General features: G+C 59.0%; 16 protein-coding genes and 1 tRNA gene. 7 read left to right on the forward strand and 10 right to left on the reverse strand.

Annotated elements, in window-relative coordinates:
- Nucleotides 1-2: 2 nt before the first annotated feature.
- From M017_RS0119905 to M017_RS0119945, 8 genes are all read right to left on the reverse strand, one after another.
- Complete coding sequence (locus M017_RS0119905) at nucleotides 3-2,687, reverse strand: hypothetical protein (RefSeq protein WP_155121532.1); 2,685 nt, start codon at nucleotides 2,685-2,687, stop codon at nucleotides 3-5.
- Nucleotides 2,688-3,031: 344 nt separating this feature from the next.
- Nucleotides 3,032-3,105: transfer RNA gene (locus tag M017_RS0119910), tRNA-Gln, on the reverse strand.
- Between the two features lie 23 nt (nucleotides 3,106-3,128).
- Nucleotides 3,129-5,414: a serine/threonine-protein kinase gene (locus tag M017_RS0119915; RefSeq protein WP_031499919.1), complete on the reverse strand. Its 2,286-nt coding sequence runs from the start codon at nucleotides 5,412-5,414 to the stop codon at nucleotides 3,129-3,131.
- 111 nt (nucleotides 5,415-5,525) lie between these two features.
- The gene (locus M017_RS0119920) at nucleotides 5,526-5,819 is read right to left on the reverse strand and encodes a hypothetical protein (RefSeq protein WP_031499920.1); all 294 of its coding nucleotides are present in this window, start codon (nucleotides 5,817-5,819) and stop codon (nucleotides 5,526-5,528) included.
- A 311-nt stretch (nucleotides 5,820-6,130) separates the two neighbouring features.
- On the reverse strand, nucleotides 6,131-7,633 hold the full coding sequence (gndA, locus tag M017_RS0119930) for an NADP-dependent phosphogluconate dehydrogenase (RefSeq protein WP_031499922.1): 1,503 nt from the start codon (nucleotides 7,631-7,633) through the stop codon (nucleotides 6,131-6,133).
- An 11-nt stretch (nucleotides 7,634-7,644) separates the two neighbouring features.
- The gene (locus M017_RS0119935; protein ID WP_420313864.1) at nucleotides 7,645-8,127 is read right to left on the reverse strand and encodes a type II secretion system protein; all 483 of its coding nucleotides are present in this window, start codon (nucleotides 8,125-8,127) and stop codon (nucleotides 7,645-7,647) included.
- Entirely contained in the window at nucleotides 8,027-8,509 is a 483-nt protein-coding gene (locus M017_RS0119940; RefSeq protein WP_031499924.1) for a type II secretion system protein, read from the reverse strand. The genes M017_RS0119935 and M017_RS0119940 overlap by 101 nt, the downstream gene beginning before the upstream one ends.
- 8 nt (nucleotides 8,510-8,517) lie before the next feature.
- Nucleotides 8,518-10,941: a cohesin domain-containing protein gene (locus M017_RS0119945; RefSeq protein WP_031499925.1), complete on the reverse strand. Its 2,424-nt coding sequence runs from the start codon at nucleotides 10,939-10,941 to the stop codon at nucleotides 8,518-8,520.
- Nucleotides 10,942-11,033: 92 nt separating this feature from the next.
- On the opposite strand from M017_RS0119945, the gene smpB reads away from it, so the two are divergent.
- On the forward strand, nucleotides 11,034-11,507 hold the full coding sequence (gene smpB, locus M017_RS0119950) for an SsrA-binding protein SmpB (RefSeq protein ID WP_031499926.1): 474 nt from the start codon (nucleotides 11,034-11,036) through the stop codon (nucleotides 11,505-11,507).
- Nucleotides 11,504-12,970: a leucyl aminopeptidase gene (locus tag M017_RS0119955; RefSeq protein WP_031499927.1), complete on the forward strand. Its 1,467-nt coding sequence runs from the start codon at nucleotides 11,504-11,506 to the stop codon at nucleotides 12,968-12,970. Before smpB ends, M017_RS0119955 begins: the two co-directional genes overlap by 4 nt.
- On the opposite strand, the gene M017_RS0119960 is transcribed toward M017_RS0119955, so the two are convergent.
- Entirely contained in the window at nucleotides 12,967-13,923 is a 957-nt protein-coding gene (locus M017_RS0119960) for a 3-hydroxyacyl-CoA dehydrogenase family protein (protein ID WP_051670649.1), read from the reverse strand. The two genes, M017_RS0119955 and M017_RS0119960, sit on opposite strands and share 4 nt — an antisense overlap.
- Before the next feature lie 17 nt (nucleotides 13,924-13,940).
- Nucleotides 13,941-16,025 carry a matrixin family metalloprotease gene (locus tag M017_RS28015; RefSeq protein ID WP_031499929.1) on the reverse strand — a complete coding sequence of 695 codons (2,085 nt, stop codon included), beginning with the start codon at nucleotides 16,023-16,025 and terminating at the stop codon, nucleotides 13,941-13,943.
- Nucleotides 16,026-16,131: 106 nt separating this feature from the next.
- Here M017_RS28015 and M017_RS0119970 point away from each other — a divergent pair, with 106 nt between their 5' ends.
- From M017_RS0119970 to M017_RS0119990, 5 genes are all read left to right on the forward strand, one after another.
- Nucleotides 16,132-18,666: a hypothetical protein gene (locus M017_RS0119970; RefSeq protein ID WP_162179993.1), complete on the forward strand. Its 2,535-nt coding sequence runs from the start codon at nucleotides 16,132-16,134 to the stop codon at nucleotides 18,664-18,666.
- 151 nt (nucleotides 18,667-18,817) lie between these two features.
- Nucleotides 18,818-19,612: an EF-hand domain-containing protein gene (locus M017_RS28020; RefSeq protein WP_051670650.1), complete on the forward strand. Its 795-nt coding sequence runs from the start codon at nucleotides 18,818-18,820 to the stop codon at nucleotides 19,610-19,612.
- A 33-nt stretch (nucleotides 19,613-19,645) separates the two neighbouring features.
- Nucleotides 19,646-21,103, forward strand: coding sequence for a DUF2271 domain-containing protein (locus M017_RS0119980; protein WP_031499932.1), 1,458 nt, complete (start codon nucleotides 19,646-19,648; stop codon nucleotides 21,101-21,103).
- Nucleotides 21,078-21,722, forward strand: a complete 645-nt coding sequence (locus M017_RS0119985) for a PepSY-associated TM helix domain-containing protein (RefSeq protein WP_155121534.1) — start codon at nucleotides 21,078-21,080, stop codon at nucleotides 21,720-21,722. The genes M017_RS0119980 and M017_RS0119985 overlap by 26 nt, the downstream gene beginning before the upstream one ends.
- A gap of 34 nt (nucleotides 21,723-21,756) precedes the next feature.
- Nucleotides 21,757-22,494: a 3-keto-disaccharide hydrolase gene (locus tag M017_RS0119990; protein ID WP_031499934.1), complete on the forward strand. Its 738-nt coding sequence runs from the start codon at nucleotides 21,757-21,759 to the stop codon at nucleotides 22,492-22,494.
- The last annotated feature ends 3 nt before the right edge of the window (nucleotides 22,495-22,497 follow it).

Below are 22,497 nucleotides of genomic sequence, written 5' to 3' on the forward strand. Positions count from 1 at the left end.
GTTCATTCATCCGCCTCGCCGCCGGTTTGGCCGCCGCGCTTTTGCTCGCGCTCGTAGGAATCGGCAAAGCTTTCTGTCCGCCTCGGCAATACCGGGTCTTTCGTGAAGGGCTGCTTGAGGAGATACACGGTCAGAAACACGTCGGACAGATCGGAAAACATGCCGCCGCGAAGCAAGGACCGGACAATTGGGCTCTTGTGCTGATTCTGAGGGCGGCCGTTCCAGGGCAGTCCGCCATACCAGTCTTCACGCAAGCCGCGCCGGCGCATATCGTGCTCAAAATGCTGTTTCCAGCTTGTTCTCTGTATCGCTCCCGGATTGAGCCCGAGACTCTCGGTCCTAAACTTCATGACGGTGAGCAGCCATGTCACAACATCCTGGGGATCTTTCACATTCGCAAAGTAGGTGTCCCAAGCCGCTTTGACCGTTTTCCAGGTGTCCTTCGGACCCAGCTCGGAATAGATGATTGCGTAGCCTGAAAGTTCCATCAGGTTTTCAATCGGCTCGGTGCTGAAGATGATGTTGGTACGCACCGGTTGTTCCTTGAGCTCGTCTCTCAGGCGGTCATAGGCCGCAAGGCTGGCCTGAAAAAGCGACGGAAACATCTTTGCGACCTGCTCGTCGCGGTCGAATGCGATCGCATCGAAACATGCCTTCGTCGATGCGCCCAGCGCGTGCCCGAAGAAATCCGGCAACGCCGCGCGCTTTTGAAGGCGCGAAAGTGGCACCAAGAGCTTCGCCGTAGCGATTTCAATGCGTTCTTCGAGCTTGGAAAGCCGGACTGCGACCGCGTCCCAATCGATGCCCGGCCACTCGCCCTCCGTGTGACCGCGCCATTCCATCCATTTCTTGTGCGACGCTTTGAGCTGTCCAAGGTTGTGCTGGAACTTACTGCAGCCTTCCAATGCCCTGCTGCTGAGCGAGGCGGCGGCAAGCCAGCATTGCTCCGTTATCAAGGCATCGAGGTCGCCCCCAAAACTCGCCTCAAAAAGCGCGACCACGGAGTCAAGCGATTCCTTATACCATCTGCAATAGGCAAACGCCGCGCGCTGGCGCAAATACCACGGCGCGGTTATGCGCGTTCCCTCGACACGGCGCTCGAAATCGATCTCGGAGCGGAGCCGTTCAAGAGCCGTGATAACCGTTCTCGGTGCGTTCAGCTTGTAGATCCCGTCGCCCGCCAGCCAGTCCGGCCCCGACAACGCCATGCGCAAACGTTCGCTGCTCTCGTCACTGACGCTATTCGCGAAAGAGAGAAGCAGACGGATTGCGCCGAGTGCATAGCACTCTACTGTCCCCAGGCGTTGGACGAGGTCGTTTTCCTCCTGTCCCAGCGCGTCATCGTGGCCTTTGGTCTTTCTGGCTTCGCTCCTGAAAAACGGAGCCCAGGCACCTGCGAATTCCACGGCTTCGCTCACCAGCATGCATCCGGCCAGCCGCCCGATCGCTTCCGCTGCGGAAAGGCTGACCTGCGCCGCCTGCTCAAGATGATTGCCTTGCAGAAGGGCGTTGTAGGCGAACCAGAATGTTTCGCTCGTTTCTTTCTCAAACCAGATCGCGTCAGGAACCTCTTTGGGCTGCAACGTCGTTCCCGTGTTCAACGCGACGCTCGTCTCGGTAAAGTCCGTCGTCAGCCAGTTCTTGTGCGCGTACTGCCTGCGAAACCAGTAGCTGTCGCTGGCAAGAAGATGTTTCCGCCTGCCGTAATAGGCCCAGATGGCGAGGAGATTTTGGGCAAGATAGGGGAGCGTGTACTGGCGTGAAACCGCATCCTGTGCGGCCACCCGCACCACGCTTTCGTACGAATTCAGGAGCGATCCTGCCTGCTTCTGGTAAAAGGCCTGGAACGATTGCTGGCGGCTGAATACATGCAACGTCGTCGCGCGATTGATCGAACTGACGAGTTCGGAACCGAGCTGCCTGACGAGCGATGCGGGATCGAAAAACTCGAACGCCCGGCGTCCGAGCAGCACGAAACTCAAGATCGTCGCCACGCCGAGGATTGTCACCAGGACCAAATTCAGGAGCCCGGTCTGAATTCCGATGCTCTGCCCGGCGAGCAGCAGCGTTGCGACCGCCCCGAACAGGGCGACCAGCTTGATGTACTGGTTGCCGAGCTTGTCGGTGAACATCAGTTCGCGAACATTCGGCGGCACATTTGAATAACGTGCGCTGATAAGCGTTCCGACGGCCGCAAAGTAGAGTCCCAGGAAGACGCCGGCAATCTGGGCCAGGGTGCTAAGCAAAGATGCGGCCGCGCCGGTGTCGAGATGGAAGACTTTCAGGCTTTCGTAGACGTGCGCGAGCCACGGCCATTTTGAAATATACGCTGTCGTGGAAAGAAAGAACGTCTTGAAGAGAACTTCGATCCATCCAACGCCGAAAACGAGAACGAGAGCCACCGCCAAGGACCAGGCGATCGATCGCAGGATGACGGAAATCATCTGGACCGACTCGCGCGTGGAGCGAGCCTTCGTTCCTACTGCGTGCCCCGTGCGCAGCAGCCGGAACGAAAGCAGGTGCAGGCCTTTGCGCAGTAGCCAATAGGCTGGAAGATGTTGCCAGATCGCGCGGCTCTGAACGGGCCGGTTCAGGCGCAACAGGCCCGCGACCGCCCGTTTCCAGTCCGGTGTCTTTGGCTCCTCATCCATCATGGCTGTTCGATTCGATTCTTCAGGGTTAAGCACTAGATTAGTGGTGCGCGGGCGCGGCAGCAAGTTGTTCCTGATCGATGGCGGCTTCGCCACCCTGTTTTGCGCGTTCAGACGAGTTTGCCGAGGCCCTCAAAGGGCGTTACCGTTTAGGGCCGAAGCCTTCATTTTCGGGTTCGCAGTGGCTTCCGCATTGTCTGGGAAGCCTTCTTGTGATGACTGCGCTTTCGGGAGCATAGGTCCTAATTCCAAACTTCGAATCCATGCTCAGCGTTCTTCTCGTGCAGCATCAATGATTTCGGACCCGGGGCCTAGTTACGTCGGTACAAAATCCGTACAGTGGGACGGCGACTCTCTTCTAAATTGTTGAGGCTAAAGAGTGGCTCCCCGACATGGATTCGAACCACGATTCACGGCGTCAAAGGCCGCTGTCCTACCATTAGACGATCGGGGAGTGACGATTCTTAGTTTACCAAATCAGTGCCCGGTGAGGCCCTTTAAACGAAGAATCTCCTGCTCTTCTTGTGGCTTCCAGCCTGCCAATCGTCCGTAGCTGTTCCAGCGTGAGAGCGCTTCTTCAAAAGACTCCCTGGCCGCTTCGCTCTTTCGCTGCTTCAAATACAACTCACCCCGCACCGTGAGCGCTTGTGCAAGTTGCTTGTGATATTCCGCCTTGGGCTCCGGTTTCAAGAGCAGCTTGCGGAGCATCTCGATTGCGCGTGCGGTTTCTTCGAGTGCCGGCCCTTCTCCTTGCATCTGCGCTGTCCGGATGAGGTTGTCGGCCAGTCCCGATAGTACTTCATCGTTCCCAGCTTCTTTCTTTGCCGCCTGCTCCAGCAGAAGCCGCGCTTCCCGATAGCTTGCCAGGGCCTGACCCGCCTGTTTCGAGCGCGCCAGCGTCTCGCCCAGTCCATTCAATGTCTTTGCCAGATCGATGAGTGGCGTGACCTCGCTTTCCGGGTCTTGAACGTGCGGACGCAGTACCGCCTCTGCTGTCCGAAACACATTCAGCGCTTCCACCAGATCCCCCAGCGACAGCGCTTTGTTCCCGACCTGATTGGCGGAACGTGCATAATCTGCCGCTTTGTTGCGATCCTTTTTGTCTGCCGCATAGATCACGCCGAACTGCTGCATGGCTGAGCGCGCCAGTGGCATCGACGCGGCTTGCTCTCCGGCGGCAAACAACAGGTCGGAAAGGGCGGCATCGGCTGCTGCTTTGGCCTTCAAGAGATCGGGTTGCGTGGAACTGATGCTGACGAATTTCTCTTTCCAGGCCTGCGCGACACGGATGGCCTCTTGATAGTCGCGTGCATCGTTCAGCAGTTCCGAGAGCATACGGGCAGACTTCGCGTATTCCAGCAACGCGGCATCGGTCAAATTCTCTGTGGTGATGAGCTTGGCCGTGAGCTCATAGGCCTTGCGTGCCGATTGGATGGCTGCACCCCGATTGCCCCCAAGTGCCACACTCCCTTTCCGTTCTACTTCGGCCATGCGGAGATAGGCCTTTGCGAGTTCTCCGACCACCTCGGGCTTGTCGGCATTCTTGGCCAGCATGTCGTCGAGATAAGCCTTCGCACTTTCCACTGAGGAAGCTTGGACCTTTGATTCGGCGACGACGGGCTTACGGCTGTTCTGCGTCTGCGAGCGTCCGCGCTGCAGCACCGCGACACTCGCTGTTCCAAGAACGGCAACGAGCAGGGTGGTGGTGATCCAGTACTGCCGCAGGATCTTTAACGCAAAGGATGCGGCATTCTCAGTGATTGGCCGGACGGCACGGCATTCGAGATAAGCTTCGATGTCTTTGCCCATGGACATGACATCGGGGTAACGCGCCTCACGATTCTTCTCAGTCGCCTTGGCGATGATGTAGTTGAGGTCGGCTCCAATCCCTTCGATCTGCGGCAGAATCCTCTCACAGATGGCCCGGCCCCGCTCTATCACGTTGTCCGTGGGCGGGCCGTATGGCTGCTCGCCCGAGAGCAGTTCGTAGAGAATGACGCCGAGGGTATAAACGTCTGTTGCTGGAGTGATCGCAGTGCCGCGAATCTGTTCGGGCGCCAGATAGGCCAGACTTGCGACCTCTAAATTCTGCTGCGTGCCAATCGGATCTCCACCTTTCGCGAAGACACGGGCCAGCCCAAAGTCGATGAGGCGGGGCGTCTGTTCCCGGCCCACCAGGATGTTGGCAGGCTTCAGATCGCCATGTAAAATCTCCCGTTGATGGGCATAGCCCACTGCAGAAAGCACCCGCAAAAAGACCGTCAGCTTCTCCCGTGTGCCGAAAGTCTGGAGCGCTTCCGTGATCGGCTTTCCGCTTTCAAACTCGGAGACTACAAAAGGACGGCCTGCCACAACCCATCCGGAATCGAGGACGCGTGCGATGCCGTTATCGTAAAGCATCGCCAGTTCCCGCATGTCCTGCACAAACTGCTGCTGTGCGGTTGCGCCATCGAGCAGGATGCGGCTGGCCTTGAAGCACACCATGCGGTCCAGCGAACCGTCCGCTCGCTCTGCCAGATAATCCGTACCCAGGCCGTCGCTGGCAAGGGGAAGGATCAGCCGCCAGATGGAGATCTCCTCGGGCAACTCCTCTGCGTCCGTCGAGGAATGAGACCGTACGAGACGAAGTACCCGCCGCGCGTATCCGTGGAGTTCCCGGTCGAGACCCAACTCCCGATCGAGAACTTCCTCGTCCTCCCCGCGTGCCTGATCGAGGGCTGCGGCGAATCGGGGCTGGATCTGATACCACTGGCTCGTCGTCATCGATGGACTCGTACTTCCTGGAAACGCCTGAAATCTAAGTTCGGCAGCTTCGCGGAAAAGTCTTACATCCGGGGACGAAATAGTGGGGCACGGTGGTCTTACGATTCTTGACTAACTTGTAGGTGGGGCGCCTCCGCTCTCATCTGCATCGGTTTGATCCTGGCGTGCTGCTTCCGTTTCGAGCAGATACAATTTTGCCGGCTCGTAGATAGCCTGAACTTCAATTGCCATCCTGGCCAGCGCACGGTCGACGCCGCGGGTTGCTTCTTCATTTGGGATGAGGATCCAATCGCGATAGTCCATCCACAACAACATGCGATTGAGTCCCCAGGCGAGAGCGCGGGCAAATGCAAATAGCATGAGCAGCCCGGCCAAGAAGCCGAGCGGGTTCTGAAACAGAGACATTCAGTCTCTCCTTTCTTCCGATGTCAGGGGCTGAGTTAGAAAGAAAGGGCGGGTGGTGGGCGGGGATGATTGTTGCGGAGAGTAGGTGGGTGGGATTCCTGCCGTGGCGCTTCGGGCGCAAGAGGCTCGAGAGGCTGTAGCTCACAACGGAAGGAGGGCTGGAAGGCGATCAAGTATCGCAGCAGATTCGAGATGAAGAAGAACCAGAGGATCCAGCCAAAACTCATCGTGCCAATGATAGCGGATCTGGTGGCATAGAAAAAGGCCAAGACCCTTGCGGGGCCCTGGCCTTTGAGTTCGATGAAAGTGACTTAGACTTCCAGTTGCGGCCGGCCGGGTTCTGGCCAGTCAAGATGGAAGAACTTCCCGCGCGGAGAATCGGTGCGCTCATAGGTATGGGCGCCGAAGAAATCGCGCTGGGCCTGGAGCAGATTCGCCGGCAGCGTCTCGGTGCGATAAGCGTCAAAGTAGCTCAGGGCCGAGAAGAAGGTCGGTGTTGCGACACCGTTTGTCGCCGCGGCCGCGACAACCTTGCGCCAGTTGGTCTGGCAACGATCGAGTTCGCTGGTGAAGAACGGATCGAGCAGCAGATTCACCAGGTCATGATTGTGCTGATAGGCTTCGGTGATCTTCTGCAGGAAGCGGGCGCGGATGATGCAGCCGCCACGGAAGATCTTGGCGATCTCGCCGAAGGGCAAGTCCCACTTGTAATCCACCTGCGCGGTGCGCATCAGCTGGAAGCCCTGCGCATAGGCGCAGATCTTCGAGCAATACAGCGCATCGTGAATGGCATCGATCATGGCCTGCTTGTCGCCGGTGAAGGAGACTGCCGGTCCCTTCAGCAGCTTCGAGGCGTTGACGCGTTCTTCCTTCACCGCGCTCAGATAGCGGGCAAAGACGGCCTCGGCAACGGTCGGGGCAGGGACGCCCATGTCGAGGGCGTTCGTGCTGGTCCACTTACCGGTGCCCTTTTGGCCCGCAGTGTCGAGAACGATGTCGACGAAGGCTTTTCCGGTGACGGGGTCCTTCTGGGCGAGGATGTCCGCGGTGATCTCGATGAGGAAGCTGTCCAGCACGCCGGTGTTCCAGGTCTTGAACACGGCTGCGCATTCTTCCGCGCTCATCCCAAGCAGATTCTTCATCAGCGCGAAGGCTTCGCAGATCATCTGCATGTCGCCATACTCGATGCCGTTATGAACCATCTTGACGTAGTGGCCGGCGCCGTTCGGTCCAATGTAAGTGGTGCAGGGAACTCCGCCGACAATCGGATGTCCGGGCGTTGCGCCTTCGAGCGGCTTGCCTGTCTTGTCATCCACCTTGGCTGCGATTGCTTCCCAGATGGGCCGGATCTCTTCAAAGGCGGCCTTGTCGCCACCAGGCATCAGGGAGGGACCGAAGCGGGCGCCTTCTTCACCGCCGGACACACCGGAACCGATGAAGCGAAGGCCCTTGGCCTTCAGATCTTTCTCGCGACGGATGGTATCGGTCCAAAGAGCGTTGCCGCCATCGATAATAATGTCGCCTTCTTCGAGATGAGGCACGAGGGAGTCGATCACGGCATCCGTACCAGCGCCAGCCTTTACCAGGATGATGATCTTCCGCGGGCGCTTGAGCGAGGCTACAAAGCCTTCAATGGTCGCCTGGCCGTCTAAACCGCCGGGGGTAGACGGGTGTGCCGCGACAAACTTCTCCATGGTGACCGTGGTCCGGTTGTAGACCGAAATTCGAAATCCGTGATCAGCGATGTTGAGCGCCAGATTCTGGCCCATCACTGCAAGGCCGACGAGGCCAATGTCAGATTGAGGTAACGACATAAAAGTCTAGGCTACCACTCGCCGTAGGGTGTGCCTTCGAGGCTTTTTTGATCGGAGCCAGACTTGACGTCGTAGATGCCGGGTTCGGTCTGGTTGACGCTGGCAAGAGAGTCTTCCATGACAATGCGCCAGGTGTCCGCGCGGCCTGTCATTGGGTCGACGGGAATAGAGCGCAGATAGCCTGCATCCACCAGATCGCGCAGGTCCTGCGGGGCTTTCTGCTTGTCATAGGTGAATTCGTCGATGACCGTGCGCATGGTGAACAGGTTGTTCTTGAGCACGCTCTCCCGTGCTCGTACCAAGGACTTTTGATAGATCGGAATGGCGAGCGAGAGAATGATCGAGATGATCGTCATTACGATGATCATCTCGACGATTGTGAAGCCCCGCCTTCTACCAGTCGGAATACGGAGTGCCATCGGGCGCTTTCTCCATGGTTTTGGAATAGACATCGAACACGTTGTCACCACCCCAGCTTTGACTCTTCGGATCATCTTTTACGCTTCGTTTTCCCCAGTCGCTCGACTTTGTAAATGGATCGATCGGCATGCGTCGCAGGAAACGAATTTTCTTCTCCTGGGCGCCCGGAATCTTGACCCCCTCGACGAGGATTTCCAGCGTCTCGGGGTAATTCTCCGAACCTACCTTTTGCGTGCCAAGCTGGCCCTGATCGGCCAGATCCTTGTACTTGTCGATTGCCGTGCGGATCTGCATCAGTGCGTTGCGCAGATCCCGTTCTTTCTCGCGACGCACCTTGTAGCGCGCCATCGGAAGCGCCATCGAACTGAGTGCGATCAGGATGGTGATCGCGACAATCAGTTCCACCAGAGTCAAACCACCCTGCCATTTGCGCCGTTTTGTGGAGACAGGAATCATCAGCTTCACTACTGGATCTTGAGGGTGACTTCAGGAAGCGGTGCCGGAGCCGCCGCCTCATTCTTGGAGTTGGACAGCTTCGCCTGGGTCAGCCGTACGGTCGCCTCGCCTTTGGCCAAGCTGAGGAAGGTCAGCTTCAACAAGGAACCGTTGCCGCTAATGCCCTTCGTTCCAGCGCTACGCGACACAGAGACTTCGCCCGAATTGAGATCGGTAACGAGCTCTTCTTTCTGCCCATCGCTCGCGAGCAGGCCGCCTGAGCTCACGTTCACCAGCTTGAGCAGCTTGGTGTCGTATTCCACTTTGAGCGGTGCCTTCGTCAGGTCGTCGGCCGACTCGACGTTCACCATTACCTGGACTGCGGAACTCAACTGCACCGGAGTGACCGGAGCAGTCAGACTCAGTTTGTTTTTCAGGGCAGGGGCTGGGCCTGCCATCGGGTTCAACAAGGAAGCCGGCACTGGGACGTTCGGCCCGGGCAGAGGGCTGGGACGCAATTGTTGTGGTGTGGTTCCGGCCGGAGGCGATCCACCGGGAGGCGATGTCACCGGAGGAGGAATGACCGGTGTTACTGCGGGAGCGCTGGCGGCAGGAGCCACAACCGGCTCTGGTTTCATCTGATAGCTCAGCTTCACCTGCTGGTCGGTTCCGGTGCTGACACCCCTCAGGTTTAGATCTGTCAGCTCCGGCGCACGCACCAGATGGGGCACCAGGACAACGAGCAACTCGCTGTCGCTCCGGTCATCGACATCCGATCCGAAGAGCCAATTGAGACCGGGCAAGGTGGCGAGCCAAGGGAGGCCGACAATAGTTTTCGAGCGGGTATTCGATCGAAGACCACCCATCACGTTGATTTCGCCTTCTCGAATGCGAATATCTTCGCCGATCTTGCGCTGTCCGATCACGGGTTGTGTCAATCCGCCGATGTTGACCTGATCCCGGATATTGGAGACTTCCACTTCCACACGGAGGGACACTTCATCATTGCCATGAATCTTGGGTGTGATGTCGACGTTCACACCGACTTCGGCAAACTGGAACTGCGTCGAGGCATAAGGGCTGACGCCTCCCACGCCGCCGGTGGTGCCTACGTTGAAGCTGCCCGTGGCATAGGGATATCGGTCACCAATGCGCAAACTGGCCTTCTTGTTGTCAACGGTACGCACCTGCGGATTCTGGAGGACGCGTGTGGTTCGGTCATTCAGCAAGGCTTGGAGGAAGAGTCCCGGCATGTTGACGGAGAAATTGTTTGTGGAAAGCTTGCTGATGCGAGCCAGGTTCAGCGAGGTGCTTGCTGGAGTGGTGCCGGAAGCGGGCGCGCCATTGAACCCGATCACTTGCGCCAGGCCCGCCGTGGATCCATTGGCAATCGTGGCGGCCAGCGAGCGTGTCTTGGTCTTGTTGGCTTCAAGAACATAGACGTCGAGAACGATTTCTGCCCGCGGCTTGTCCATGTCGTTTAAAATTTTCTGGACCAGCGACACCTGATCGGCAGTGCAGCGCACCATCAGCGCCATCTGCGCGACATAGGGCACCACCTTGCGGCATTCGCCCACCACGCGGACGGCGTTTGCGATTTCGTTCAACTCCTGCGGCTCCAGCGCGTGCTGGAGATAGAAAACTTTGACAATGTAGTCTTCGTAGTCACGGCGCTTCTGCGGGTTATCGAGCGTCACGTAGATCGCGTTGCTCGAAATTGGCTTCCAATAGGCTTTGGTGAGGATGGACAGGTAGTCGAGCGCCTCTTCAAGCGTCGTGTTCTGGAAATCGACCGGAAAGTTTTTGCCCGAGTTCTGAGAGAGGAAGTCCGGGTCGAACATGACATTAATGCCGGCCATCTTGGACAAGGTCTCAAAGAGGATCTTTGCCGGCTGGTTGTTCATCTTGAGGTTGACGATCTCGCGCTTGATCGGCTTGAGCACCGGAGCATCCATCAAGGTGTCGATCTTTTTCTCTGCCTCTTTTTTGACCTTGTCGGCGGCGGTGAGCGAGCGCTCCTCGGGTGGGGTGGGCGCGCCGGAGTGCTGTTCCTTCTTGATCATGTCGAAGGTCTGGCGCATGCGCTGTTCGGCAATTGAACTGGAGGGGTCGAGGGCAAAGGCGCGTTGGAAAATGGCGAGGGCCTCTTCGAGCTTGCCCTGGGCGCGGAGTTTTTCGCCGCGATCGACCATTTTCTGGGCTGCCTGGAAGCGGGCGCGGTCGACACCCAGCTTATAGCCAGTGTCGCGGGGATCCGTCCCCAGGGCCTGCTCGTACAACTCGAGGGCTTTCTCGTAGTCGCCTTTGGCCTCGGCGAGGAGCGCTTCCTGCAAAAGCTTCTCACCCTTGCGGGTTTTCGCTTCGAGCGGCATGGGCACAAAAGCGCCCTCAAAACATAAAATGAAGGCAAGGGCTAAACTGTTGAGGCGGGCTAAACCTTTGTAAAAAGGCATCTTATTCGATTTCTCGTGGTAAACTCAGAATTTCGGGCATGGCTGCGGAAAGCACCTATATGGTCTGACGTGGCGTCTCCCGATTTCGTGCAATGAAGCCGGAAAATCAAGGAAATCGAATCATCGCCGACAACCGCTACGCGCGGCACGAGTACTTCATTACTGACGTTTACGAGGCGGGCCTCGTCTTGACGGGAACCGAAGTAAAGGCGGCACGCAATGGAAAAGTGGCCCTGAAGGACGGCTGGGCTGAGGTGCGCAACGGCGAAGCCTGGCTCGAGGGTGTTCACATCAGCGAGTACAGCCACGGCAACATCGAGAATCATAAGCCCGTTCACGCGCGGAAGCTGCTGCTGCACAAGCAGGAGATCCTCAAGTTGATCGGCAAGACCCGGGAGAAGGGTCTCACTTTGATTCCATTGAAGATGTACCTCAAAGAGGGCCGGATCAAGTGCGAGATCGGCTTGGCGAAGGGCAAGAAGCTGCACGACAAGCGCGAAACCTTGAAGACGCGCGAACAAGAAGCCGAGGCACGCTCGGCGATGAAGGCGAGAAGATACCAATGAATTCGACGATTCTGTTCCAAGGCTATGCAGGGTTCGGCGCGGACGCGCTGGTGTTTCCCGCAATCGAGGGGAGCGCCCCTCAGACCGGCAACGCGGCGGTCGATGAATGGGCGAGCGACCTCTACGCTTCTGGTGAGTTTTCCGGCAAATCTCTCGAGACGGCCCTGCTCTACAAACCGGCGGGCCTGGAGGCGAAACGCGTCCTTCTGATCGGCCTGGGCAAGGGCGATACGGTCAACAGCGCGGTCCTCCGGCGCGTGGCCGGCGCCGCACTCCGGACCTTGAAAGCAAAGTCGATTCTGAAAATTGGCTTCGTTCTGGCGAAAGAATTCCAACAGGCCGCCTACGCGCAGGCCCTGCTCGAAGGCGCGGTCGCCGCGGACTTTGAACCGGACGAACACAAAAGCAAAAAGGATGCGAAGCACGCCGAGAGCTTCACGATTCTCGCCGAAGGTGGCTCCTCGGACTTGGCCGAAGCAGCCCGCAATGGCGCGGTGATCGGCGAGGCGCAGAACTTCACCCGGGCGCTCGTGAACGAGCCCGGCAACCTGCTGACGCCGACCGTTCTGGCCGCTCGCGCCAAAGCGATGGCGGAAGAGAACGGTCTCGATGTCGACATCCTCGACGAGGATCGCATGCGGCAGCTTGGCATGGGCAGTCTGCTCGCGGTGGCGCAGGGAAGCGCAGAGCCCCCAGCCATGATCGTGCTGCACTACAAGCCGGCTGACGCCAAGCCGGGCACGCATCTGGGATTGATCGGTAAAGGGGTCACCTTTGACACCGGTGGCATCTCGATCAAACCGAGCGAGAGCATGGAAAAGATGAAGTACGACATGGCCGGTGGGGCGGCGGTGATCGGCGCAATGATGGCCATCGCCAAACTGCAGCCGAAGGTGGAAGTCACTGCCGTGATCCCCACTGTCGAAAACATGCCGGGTTCCCGGGCTGTCCGTCCTGGCGACATTGTCACTTCACTGGCTGGTAAGACCATCGAAGTATTAAACACCGATGCTGAGGGGCGGCTGATTCTGATCGACGCGATCACCTACGCCAAGCGTCTGGGCGTCACGCTGATGATCGACGCGGCCACGCTCACCGGCGCGATCACCGTTGCTCTCGGCGCCGTCAACGTCGGCCTCTTCTCGAACGATGGAGGCTGGCAGCAGCAGGTGCTCGATTCGTCCAAGGAAGTTGGCGAGAAGATGTGGCCCATGCCGATGGATGACGAATATAAGGAGCTGTTGAAGAACGCCTTTGCCGACATGCCGAATATCGGTAGCCGGGGCGCGGGATCGATCACCGCGGCGCTCTTCCTCAAAGAATGGGTCGAAGATACGCCCTGGGTGCATCTCGACATTGCCGGTACGGCGTGGATTGACGAAGCAAAGCCATTTCTTGCGAAAGGCCCGACAGGCGTTGGCATGCGGACCTTCATCGAAGTGGCGCGCCGTCTGGCGAACTAGCTTTTGGGCCGGATCGTGGCTCCAAACGGGCCCTTGAGAAATTCGCGGACCCAACGGTCGCGACGCCCGCGAACCGCGTCAGGATCCTTCTTGCTCCAATCATGAAAGCCCTTGCCCGGCTCCGCTCCCAGCGCATTGTTCTGATACATGCTCTGGTAGAGCGGCGGCGCGCCCGGCTCATTGCACAGGTCTCTGGTGACGTAGTCGCAGACTTGGAACGAAGTGATGCCCACCAGATCCTGATGCTCGAAGATCCCGTAGGCGGGCAACCGCAGGCCAAAGCCCAGGCTCGCCGCGAGATCGACGTCCTCTACGCTCGCAATTCCTTCGGCGACAATGTGGACCGCCTCGCGTACCATCGCCATCTGCATCCGGTTTCCTAATTGGCCGGGGCGATCCTTGTGGACCACCACCGGAACCTTGCCGCAGCGGGCGAGTAATTCCCGCAGCCCTTCCACGACTTCGCTGCTGGTTGACGGCGAGCGGACGACTTCTACCAGCGGCATCAGATGCGCGGGATTCCAGAAATGCGTTGTGGCAATGCGTTCCGGATGCGCTGCCTTTTCGCTCATGACGGTGATGCTCAGGCCACTCGTGTTCGAGGTGATCCAGGTATCGGGCGCAACCAGGGCTTCCACCCGCGCGATCCATTCCTGCTTCAACTCCATGTTCTCGGGAATCGATTCGATGACCAGATCTGCGCCGGGCAGGGCGGCCTCAAATTCGTGAGAGGCCTCCAGCAGTCCGATTGCCTTGCTGCTCTGCTCGGGGCTGAGAATCCCATTCTGTTCTAACTGCAGCAACTGCTTTTGTGCGAGTTCGAGTCCGGCGGCGGCACTCGATGCCTGACGCGAAAGGATGGTCGTTCTTACCCCTCCCAGTGCCAGGCTTCCCGCAATGCCGGGGCCCATGGTGCCAGCGCCTGCGACGACGGCCCGGTGAATCTGTTTCATCGATCCAGCATATCGGTCTAGTAGCGGCGCACGGTGGCGGAGTACAGAGTTGAGTTGCCTGCCGCGTCCCAGGCGCGCACCTGGATGGTGTTGAAGCCGATGGCGATGCTCACATCAAAGAGCCAGTTTGTCGCGCCATTGCTCACATTCGATATGGCTGCTCCGCTTTGGTCTCCTGCCGAATTGGTCCAGGTTACTTTTTGTACGCCCACATTGTCGGTGGCTGTTCCTTTGAAAGTCAGTTTGGTGGCACTTGTGATGATGTAGTTTCCGATGGGTTGTTGGATGGTCATTTGGGGTGGGGTCTTATCCTCTCCGGGATTGGAACCAGGATTTGCTGGTGTTGTCGCCGGCACGGTGCGCTCGACGGTGATTTTCTTGGTGGTGGCAATCCCACTACGGGCCGTGGCGACCACGCTGATTTCGTTGCTGCCACTTTCGAGCGGTACGGTGGCGCTCCAGGTTTCGAGACCCATCGCTACTCCGCTTTTGCTCCGGTTGCTACTCCACTTGACGCTGGAGATTCCAGTGCTGTGCGCCGCCGTTCCACTCACCGTGATCTGTGCGGCCGTGGTGGTGGGCGTGCTGCCTGTTGGAGAACTGATGCTCAAGTTGACATCGCCCTCTGTCTCCCTGGTAAGGCTTCGATTGAGTACGACAGTATTTCCTGCGAAGCTGCCTTGGATCGAGATCTGGTTCGCCCCGCCACTGAGTGGAACTGCGGCGCAGCTCCAGGTGCTGCCCGTGCTGTTCACCAGGCAACGCGCTGTTGCCGCATTGCTCTCATTGCGATACTCCACTTGCAGTCCGGCGCCGCTGCCGCTGGCCGAGCCGCTCACATTCACCGTGGTTGCGCTGAGCTTGGTGCCTTCCACTGGATTCAAAATGCTCAGGACTAACGGCGTCGGTGCGCTACTGGCCGGGCTCGCATAGATCTGCAGAATGGAATCGATATCCGGCGCCTTGAGTCCGCTCGCCTTCTGGTAGTAGGGATACATCACCGAATTCGGGTCGTCCGTGTGTCCGATGCCCAGCGCATGGCCGAGTTCATGCAGCAGCACGCTGTAGAGATCCCATTGCCCGCCCACGCTCCAGGTCCAGGCATCGTTCATGTGGATGTCGCCCGCCACCGGCTCCGGGTTCGGCGGGGCAGGGTAGTAACTGTGGGCCAGCACCGTCGTGCCATTCAGAAATGGATAGGGATCGCCGTGATCGCCGGTGACAAAGGACAGATCGAGATTCCGCGCCGCCGTGCGCAAGCTGGATTCGGTGAAGCGGACGGCCGCCACGCGCGACCATTCGTCGAGCGCGCGGCGGAACTCTACCTTCGTCTGTGAGGCATCGGCATGGCTGCTCAGCTTGCCGAAGGAATAGGTGATGCTCGCTTGTCCCCGGCCCGGCCCATCCCAGCCATCGCCGTAAGTGGCGGCCAGCATGGCCACCTCATAGCCACTGCTCAACACTCCGGCGCAGTGCAGCAACGTGTTGCCGCCGGGCATTGATTCCGGAGCAGGATAGATAAATTCGGCTTCATCCCAAAGGCTCAGGGCCTCCCACTGTTCCCGTGTGAGATTGGCAAGACGGTCATTCGCCGCGAGTGAGGCGTTACTGGTTCCGAGGACGCCTTCCGCATCGAGAATGCCATCGATCTCCCAGCCTTGGACATCGGAATGAAAGTGGATGATCACCCACTGGCGGCTGCTGGCCAGGCTGGTATCGGCGGCAAGCAGCGGACTGAAGTTCAGGCTGGGACTGAGCTTATCGAATGCATCGAGCGGGGCGTAATAGGCCAAGTCGAGACCCTCCCAGTTCATCCCATCGGGTGCGGCAATGATGTAGCCATTGCTCGGCACACTACTTAGGATTTGAGCGCCTCGCCGCTCCCACTCTTCGCGATTGAGATCCGGCGTATTCTGTTGGACGAGCCAGTGCATGCGTCGCTCGGTGATCCGTCTGGACTCGCTCGTCGCGGCCCGGGAGCTCGAGTTGCTCCCCGCCAATTGTGGGCGAATCGTTCTTGTTTTCAAGCGAAGTTCTTCCGCGCTGGCCACGAGCGCAAAAGAAACGCCTACCGCCGCAAGGGCCAGTGCAAAGCGCTTCATGAGAAATGATGTTGTCCGTTAAGCCTCTTATCGGGCAGGCTCCCGTCACAGTGACAATTTTTTGGCGATTTTTCCTCCCTCGCTCGCACTAGCTCATGTGCAGCTTTTGTTTGTATCTCTTCTCGCCGTGATGGCGATGGCGCAGGATGCGACGCCGGTATGGAAGCTGAAGACCATCGCCGGTGGAACTGAGGCGGGGGATGGCGGCCGTGCCTTCGATGCCTCGATTCGTTATCTGCAGGGCGTGACGAGCGACAACCAGGGGAATCTTTATTTCTCCGATGCCGACGATCACCGCGTCCGCCGGATCGGTCCCGATGGAAAGATCACCACTCTTGCGGGAGACGGAGTGCCGGGTTTCTCTGGAGACGGAGGGCCGGCAAAGTTTGCACGCATCAATACTCCTTATGGTCTGAGCGTGACGCCGCTGGGCGATCTGCTGTTCTGCGATCTGGGGAACGCTCGCGTCCGGCGCATCTCCCGCAACGGGCAGATCGACACGATTGCCGGCGGCGGCAGCCGTGCAATTCCGGTGAGTGGCCAGCTTCTGAATCCACTGGAGATCAAACTACTTGCCCCGAGGAATGTACTGGCCACCAAGAATGGATCGATCTATCTCTCGGAGTTTGGAGCCAACCGGATTCTGATCCTCCGCTCAGACGGCAACCTGACGGCGGCGCCGATCGCGAGTGGTGACCTCCTCTCGCCCACCGGGCTTGCCCTTGATGCAGCGGGCAATCTTCTCTATCTCGATAGCGGAAACGCCCGTGTGCGCCGGCTTTCGCCGCTGGGACAGATCGATACGCTGGTGGCCGCCTCGCCCGCTTTGCCGCTGGAGCGCCCGGTGGGGCTGGCCTTGCGTGCCGATCAAAGCCTGCTCATTGCCGACACCCGCGGGGACTATCTGTGGAGCTACAATGCCGAGGGCAAGATCAGCAGATTCCCGCCGGGCGGACGGGATGTGACGATCGATCCGCTCGGCAATGCCGTCACCGCGGGAGGCAGTTGGCTCCGCCGTGTCGATCGTGCGGGGCTGATGGAGATTCTCATCGGAAACAACTGGAGCACCTTTCGCGGCGACGGAGGACCTGCCCTCGCCGCCCGCTTGAACAAGCCGACGGGTGTCGTTGCAGATTCGCAAGGCAATGTCTACTTCAGCGATACCGCGAACCACCGCGTGCGCCGCATCGGTGCCGACGGAGCGATCACCACGGTAGCCGGGAACGGCGAGGCCAGTTATGGGGGCGATGGGGGGCCGGCGACGGAGGCTTTTCTGAACGCTCCCACTTACCTGGCCGTCGATCCGTTCGACAACATCTACGTCTCGGATACGGGCAATCATCGTGTGCGCGCCTTCACGCCGGGCGGGGTGATCCAGACGATTGCCGGAACGGGCCGCACCGATTTTTCGAACGACAATATTCTCGCTCTCCAGGCGAATGTGGCGAGCCCCGCTGGCCTTGCCTTCGATGCTTCGGGCAACTTATTTCTGGTCGAGCGTGGCCAGCATCGGGTGCGCCGCATTGGCTTGAATGGCCGGGTGCAAACGGTTGCCGGCAATGCGTTGCGTGGCGGAGGTGGCGACGGACAGGATGCGCTGCTGGCGAGTCTTCACACCCCGGGCGCTCTGAGCGTCGATCGCACCGGCAATCTCTACATCGCGGATACGGGCACGCAGTCCATCCGTTTTGTCGAAGCGAGCAGTGGCAGAATCCAAACGCTGCTGAGTGATCTCAAGAATCCCGAAGGTCTCGCCGTCACGCCCAACGGGACGCTCTATTTTTCTGAATCACAAAGTTTTCGGGTGCGGCAGCGGACGCTCGACGGCAGCTTGACTACGATTGCCGGCCGCAATGGCGAGAATGGGTTCAACGCGGACACCGGCAACGCCACCGCCATTACGCTGAACGAGCCGGCTGGCCTTGCACTCCATCCGAACGGCGCGCTGCTTCTTGCCGATCGGCTGAACGATCGCATTCGTCTGCTGGAGGCGCCCGCGGAGGCAGTCTCTCCACTCTTGCAGGACTTTCGGGTGGTGCATGCGGCCAGCTTTCGCGAGACGAGTTTTGCCCCGGGGCTGCTCCTCTCTCTTCTGACGGTAGGGCTCACGCAACCGGAATTGGCCCAGATCACAATCGACGGTTTCGTTGCGCCGATCTCCTATGCCAGCGCAACGCAACTGAACTTTCGCGTGCCGGAAGCCATTGCCGGGCGAACTCGGGTGAGCCTGGAACTGCGTGTCGGGGGGGCTCTTCGCTTTCGGGAGAACTATGATGTCGTGGGGGCGGCGCCCGCGTTCTTTGAGGTGCCGGGCGCAGATGGCCTTGTCTTTGCCACTGGGGCCAACGGGAGCCTGATCAGCGATGCAAGCCCGGCGCATGCCGACGATATCCTGACCCTGCTTGCGACAGGCGAAGGACTGCACACGGACCGCAACGGGACCACGATCCCGTTTTTGGCTCCGAGTGTGGAACTCAATGGAGTGGCCGCAGAACTGCTCTCCGCCGTTGCGGCACCGGCCGGTGTCCTGCAAGTGACTATCCGTGTGCCAAACACCTTCCGGCAGAGCGGGCGTCTCCCCATTCGTCTGCGCATCGGCACTTTCCTCAATCCCCAGACACAAGTTCTGATCCTCCAGTAACGAGGATCTTGGCCTCCAGTTGTAAAGATTTTGCAAATAATCGATCTAGGACCATCAAGGTCTCTCATGATTTGCTATGCTCATGGCTTGTGAAAATCTTCCAAGGATGTTCAATCTTATGCAATTGAGTAGCAGTTGTAAGAGAAGTCTGATGTGGTGTGGACTGCTTCCCCTCCTTGCATCGGCCCAGGAAGGCCGGCCGCCGCAGTCTTTCATTCGCAATCATTACATCCTCTCGAAGCTGGACGCGAACCAGGATGGCGTGATCACCCTGGACGAACTTTCCCAGGCCCGCAAGGTGCTGCTCCGTTTTGATCTGGACGAAGATGGCATTCTCTCTGCAGAAGAACTCAAAGCGCCGATCCCGCTGGATCTGGGCGTGGACGAACTGGTCCAAGGTCTGCTCGCTCATGATAAGAATGGCGATGGCATCCTGACCAAGGACGAACTTCCGGAGCGCATGCAAGGGTTGCTGGTGCGCGGCGATCTGAATCATGATGGCAAGCTCGACAAGAGTGAATTGCGCAAGCTCGCCATCTCGATCAAGTTTCCGGATGGCCGGCCCGCGCCGGCCAATGCGCCTGCCGGCCCGATGCGGGTGGATCCGGTGGTTGCGGCTCTTGATACCGACAAGGATGGCAAGCTTTCTGCCGCGGAACTGACGGCTGCTCCGGAATCGCTTCGTGTTCTCGACAAGAATGGTGATGGCCAGATCGTCGATTCTGAAGTGCGGCCTGCTCCGCGTACACCGCCTGGTACCCCGGCTGAACGAGCCGCTCGCATGTTCAATGAGCTTGATGCCGACAAGGATGGCAAGCTCTCCAAAGCCGAGTTGCCACCGCAAATGCAGGACCGCTTTGACCTGCTCGACACGAATCAAGATGGTTTTATTAGTAAAGAGGAACTAGCCACGATGCTTGCCTCGCAGCCCGGACCGCGCCACTAAGGGCGGGGATCCCCACAAGCTAAGGACTCTCGAATGAAACGATTTTTCCCCCTGATTGCGGTGACGATGGCGCTGGGCGTATTCGGCGCATTCTCCCGGTTGCCGCAATCCCAAGTATTTGTCTCGCGGCATGAGAACGTACTCGGCACTTCGCTCGAATTGAAATTCCGCGCGGCGAATGAGAAGCAAGCAGACAAGGCCGAGGCGGCGGCTCTGGCAGAGATTGACCGTCTGAATCTGATTCTGAGCGCTTGGAATTCCAATAGCGAATTTAGCCGTTGGGCGCGCACACAGAATGTCGCGGTGCCGGTCTCGCCGGAACTCTTTGAAGTCCTCGGGCTTTTCGATGCCTGGAAGACTCGTTCTCAGGGTGCTCTCGATGCCTCAGCGGAAGCTTTCGGCCGTCTGTGGAAGAAAGGGAAGCTCCCTTCCCAAGATGCGATGGCTGCCACGCTCGCCAGCGTTCGTCAGGCGCACTGGAAGCTGGACCCCATCGCGCACACGGCGACCCATTTGAGTACGACTCCGATCGCGCTGAACTCCTTTGCCAAGAGCTATGTGGTCCAGCATGCGGCGGATGCCGCTCTCGCGGCAGGCGCCCTCGGTGCGGTTGTGAATGTGGGCGGCGACCTTGTGGTGCGCGGCCAGTTTGAAGAAACGATCAGCGTTGCCGATCCGCGCAACGATGCCGAGAACGCTACCCCCATCGCCACCTTGCAGGCGAACGGCATGGCGGTTGCGACCAGCGGCAACTACCGCCGTGGCGTCAGCATCGACGGCCATCATTATTCCCACATCATCGATCCGCGCACGGGCATTCCTGCCGATCACGTGCTCAGCTCCACGGTGATTGCACGCGACGCCGTGGAAGCAGGTGCGCTGGCCACGGCCTTCTCTGTCCTGTCCTTGCAGGAAAGTGCCATCCTGGCCCGCAGCTTCCCCGGGATCCAGTACATGATCGTGCCCGCCAGCGGCGCGATTGTGCAAAGCGCCGGATGGACTGCGGTCGCCGCCCAAGCTCCTACGGCCGCCTCGCCCTACGAACTCACGATCCAGATGGAACTGGCCTCGATCCAGGCGCAGCGCTACCGCCGTCCCTTTGTCGCGATCTGGGTGGAGGATAAGGATAAGTATCCGGTCCGCACCGTCGCGCTTTGGTTCGACAAGACACGCTGGATTCCGGAACTGAAGAGTTGGTATCGTGGCGATCGTATGCGCACGCTTTCGGAAGGAACGGACATCACCGGCTCGGTATCGAGCGCCACGCGACCGCCTGGCAAGTACAGCATCAAGTGGGATGGCAAGGACAATGCTGGCAAGCTCGTCAAGCCTGGGAAGTACACGGTTTTCATCGAAGCGACGCGTGAGCATGGCGGCTATCAGATCCTGCGGCAGGAGATTGACATCCCCGGGGCAACGGCGCAGTTTACGCTTCCCGGCGGCGCGGAATTGGGAGCGGTGACGCTTGAATATCGCAAGTCCGGCCGCTGAGCCGCAGGTCGCCAGGGCACGGACTCCTGCTTGGAAGCGCCAGACGGCGATCCTTTCCCGATGGCTGCATATCTATCTGTCGATGGTCAGTTTCGGAGTGCTGTTCTTCTTTGCAGTGACAGGACTGACGCTGAACCACACCGACTGGTTTGGGCAAGCGGAGAAGACCGTCCAGCTCAAGGGACAGGTTTCAAAAGCCTGGCTGCGGCAGGCAGATCCCGATGCGGTCTCCAAGCTTGAGATTGTCGAGCACTTGCGCAACAAGCACCAGATTCGCGGAGCGCTGAGCGACTTCCGGGTGGATGCGGCGCAGTGCGCGGTTTCCTTTAAGGGCCCCGGTTACACGGCCGATACCTTTATCGATCGGGAGACGGGTGCCTACGATCTGACAGAGACACGCATGGGTGTGGTTGCCATCCTGAACGATCTCCACAAGGGCCGTGACTCTGGCAAAGTGTGGTCGCTGCTGATTGATGCTTCGGCCATTCTGATGGTGTTGGTCTCGATCAGCGGGATGCTGCTCATTCTCTTTCTCCAAAAGCGCCTGGTCTCTGGCATGGTGACGATGGTGGTAGGGTGTGTGCTCTGCTATGCCATCTACGCATTGTGGGTGCCCTAGGCGTTGATGGGCGGCTTGTGATAGATTCGCCCGCATGAACCGCCTCACCCGCCGCATTTTCCTTGCGAGCTCTGTTCTTGGTGCACAGACTCCCTATACCCCCAAGCAGAGCGATCGCCCGGAGATCCTCACAGACGATGAGTCCGGTTTTGAGCCGATCTTCGATGGAAGCTCTCTATCAGGATGGGAAGGCGATCCCAGGTATTGGCGTGTGGAGGATGCTTCGATTGTTGGCGAGATCACACCGGAGACGATCGTCAAGAGCAATACCTTTCTCATCTGGAGGGGCGGCAAGCCGAAAGACTTTGAGCTGAAGGTGGATTACCGGATCACCCCGGCGGGCAACAGTGGGATCAACTATCGCAGTGTGACTGTGTCCGATCCTGTGCGCACCGAGCATAAGTTTGCGATGCGTGGCTACCAGTGCGACATCGACGGCAAGAACGTCTACACGGGGCAGAACTACGAGGAGAAGGGAAGACTCTTTCTCGCGTTGCGCGGCCAGATGACGCATGTCGTGGGAGGCCGCAAGCCCATCGTTTTTTCAACATTCGGCGACGCCAAAGAGGCGTTGAGTAGCGATTGGAATTCCGTTCACCTGATCATTCGGGGCAACACACTGACGCATATGATCAACGGGCGTCTGATGAGTGTCGTCGTGGATGATGACGAAGCAAATCGCACTGCGGCTGGGGAAATCGGCGTACAGGTGCATGTCGGGCCGCCCATGAAGGTGGAATACCGGAAGTTTCGCCTGAAGTCCTGGCGGTAACAG

The sequence above is a fragment of the Bryobacter aggregatus MPL3 genome (assembly GCF_000702445.1).
Classification (GTDB): domain Bacteria; phylum Acidobacteriota; class Terriglobia; order Bryobacterales; family Bryobacteraceae; genus Bryobacter; species Bryobacter aggregatus.

Bases quoted from the DNA above. Each gene is read 5' to 3' on its own strand.
- M017_RS0119915 (WP_031499919.1), bottom strand. From the start codon at position 5,414: ATGACGACGAGCCAGTGGTATCAGATCCAGCCCCGATTCGCCGCAGCC.
- M017_RS0119980 (WP_031499932.1), top strand. From the start codon at position 19,646: ATGAAACGATTTTTCCCCCTGATTGCGGTGACGATGGCGCTGGGCGTA.
- M017_RS28015 (WP_031499929.1), bottom strand. From the start codon at position 16,025: ATGAAGCGCTTTGCACTGGCCCTTGCGGCGGTAGGCGTTTCTTTTGCG.
- M017_RS0119955 (WP_031499927.1), top strand. From the start codon at position 11,504: ATGAATTCGACGATTCTGTTCCAAGGCTATGCAGGGTTCGGCGCGGAC.
- M017_RS0119940 (WP_031499924.1), bottom strand. From the start codon at position 8,509: ATGATTCCTGTCTCCACAAAACGGCGCAAATGGCAGGGTGGTTTGACT.
- M017_RS28020 (WP_051670650.1), top strand. From the start codon at position 18,818: ATGTGGTGTGGACTGCTTCCCCTCCTTGCATCGGCCCAGGAAGGCCGG.
- M017_RS0119990 (WP_031499934.1), top strand. From the start codon at position 21,757: ATGAACCGCCTCACCCGCCGCATTTTCCTTGCGAGCTCTGTTCTTGGT.
- M017_RS0119920 (WP_031499920.1), bottom strand. From the start codon at position 5,819: ATGTCTCTGTTTCAGAACCCGCTCGGCTTCTTGGCCGGGCTGCTCATG.
- gndA (WP_031499922.1), bottom strand. From the start codon at position 7,633: ATGTCGTTACCTCAATCTGACATTGGCCTCGTCGGCCTTGCAGTGATG.
- smpB (WP_031499926.1), top strand. From the start codon at position 11,034: ATGAAGCCGGAAAATCAAGGAAATCGAATCATCGCCGACAACCGCTAC.
- M017_RS0119960 (WP_051670649.1), bottom strand. From the start codon at position 13,923: ATGAAACAGATTCACCGGGCCGTCGTCGCAGGCGCTGGCACCATGGGC.
- M017_RS0119935 (WP_420313864.1), bottom strand. From the start codon at position 8,127: ATGATCCGAAGAGTCAAAGCTGGGGTGGTGACAACGTGTTCGATGTCT.
- M017_RS0119945 (WP_031499925.1), bottom strand. From the start codon at position 10,941: ATGCCTTTTTACAAAGGTTTAGCCCGCCTCAACAGTTTAGCCCTTGCC.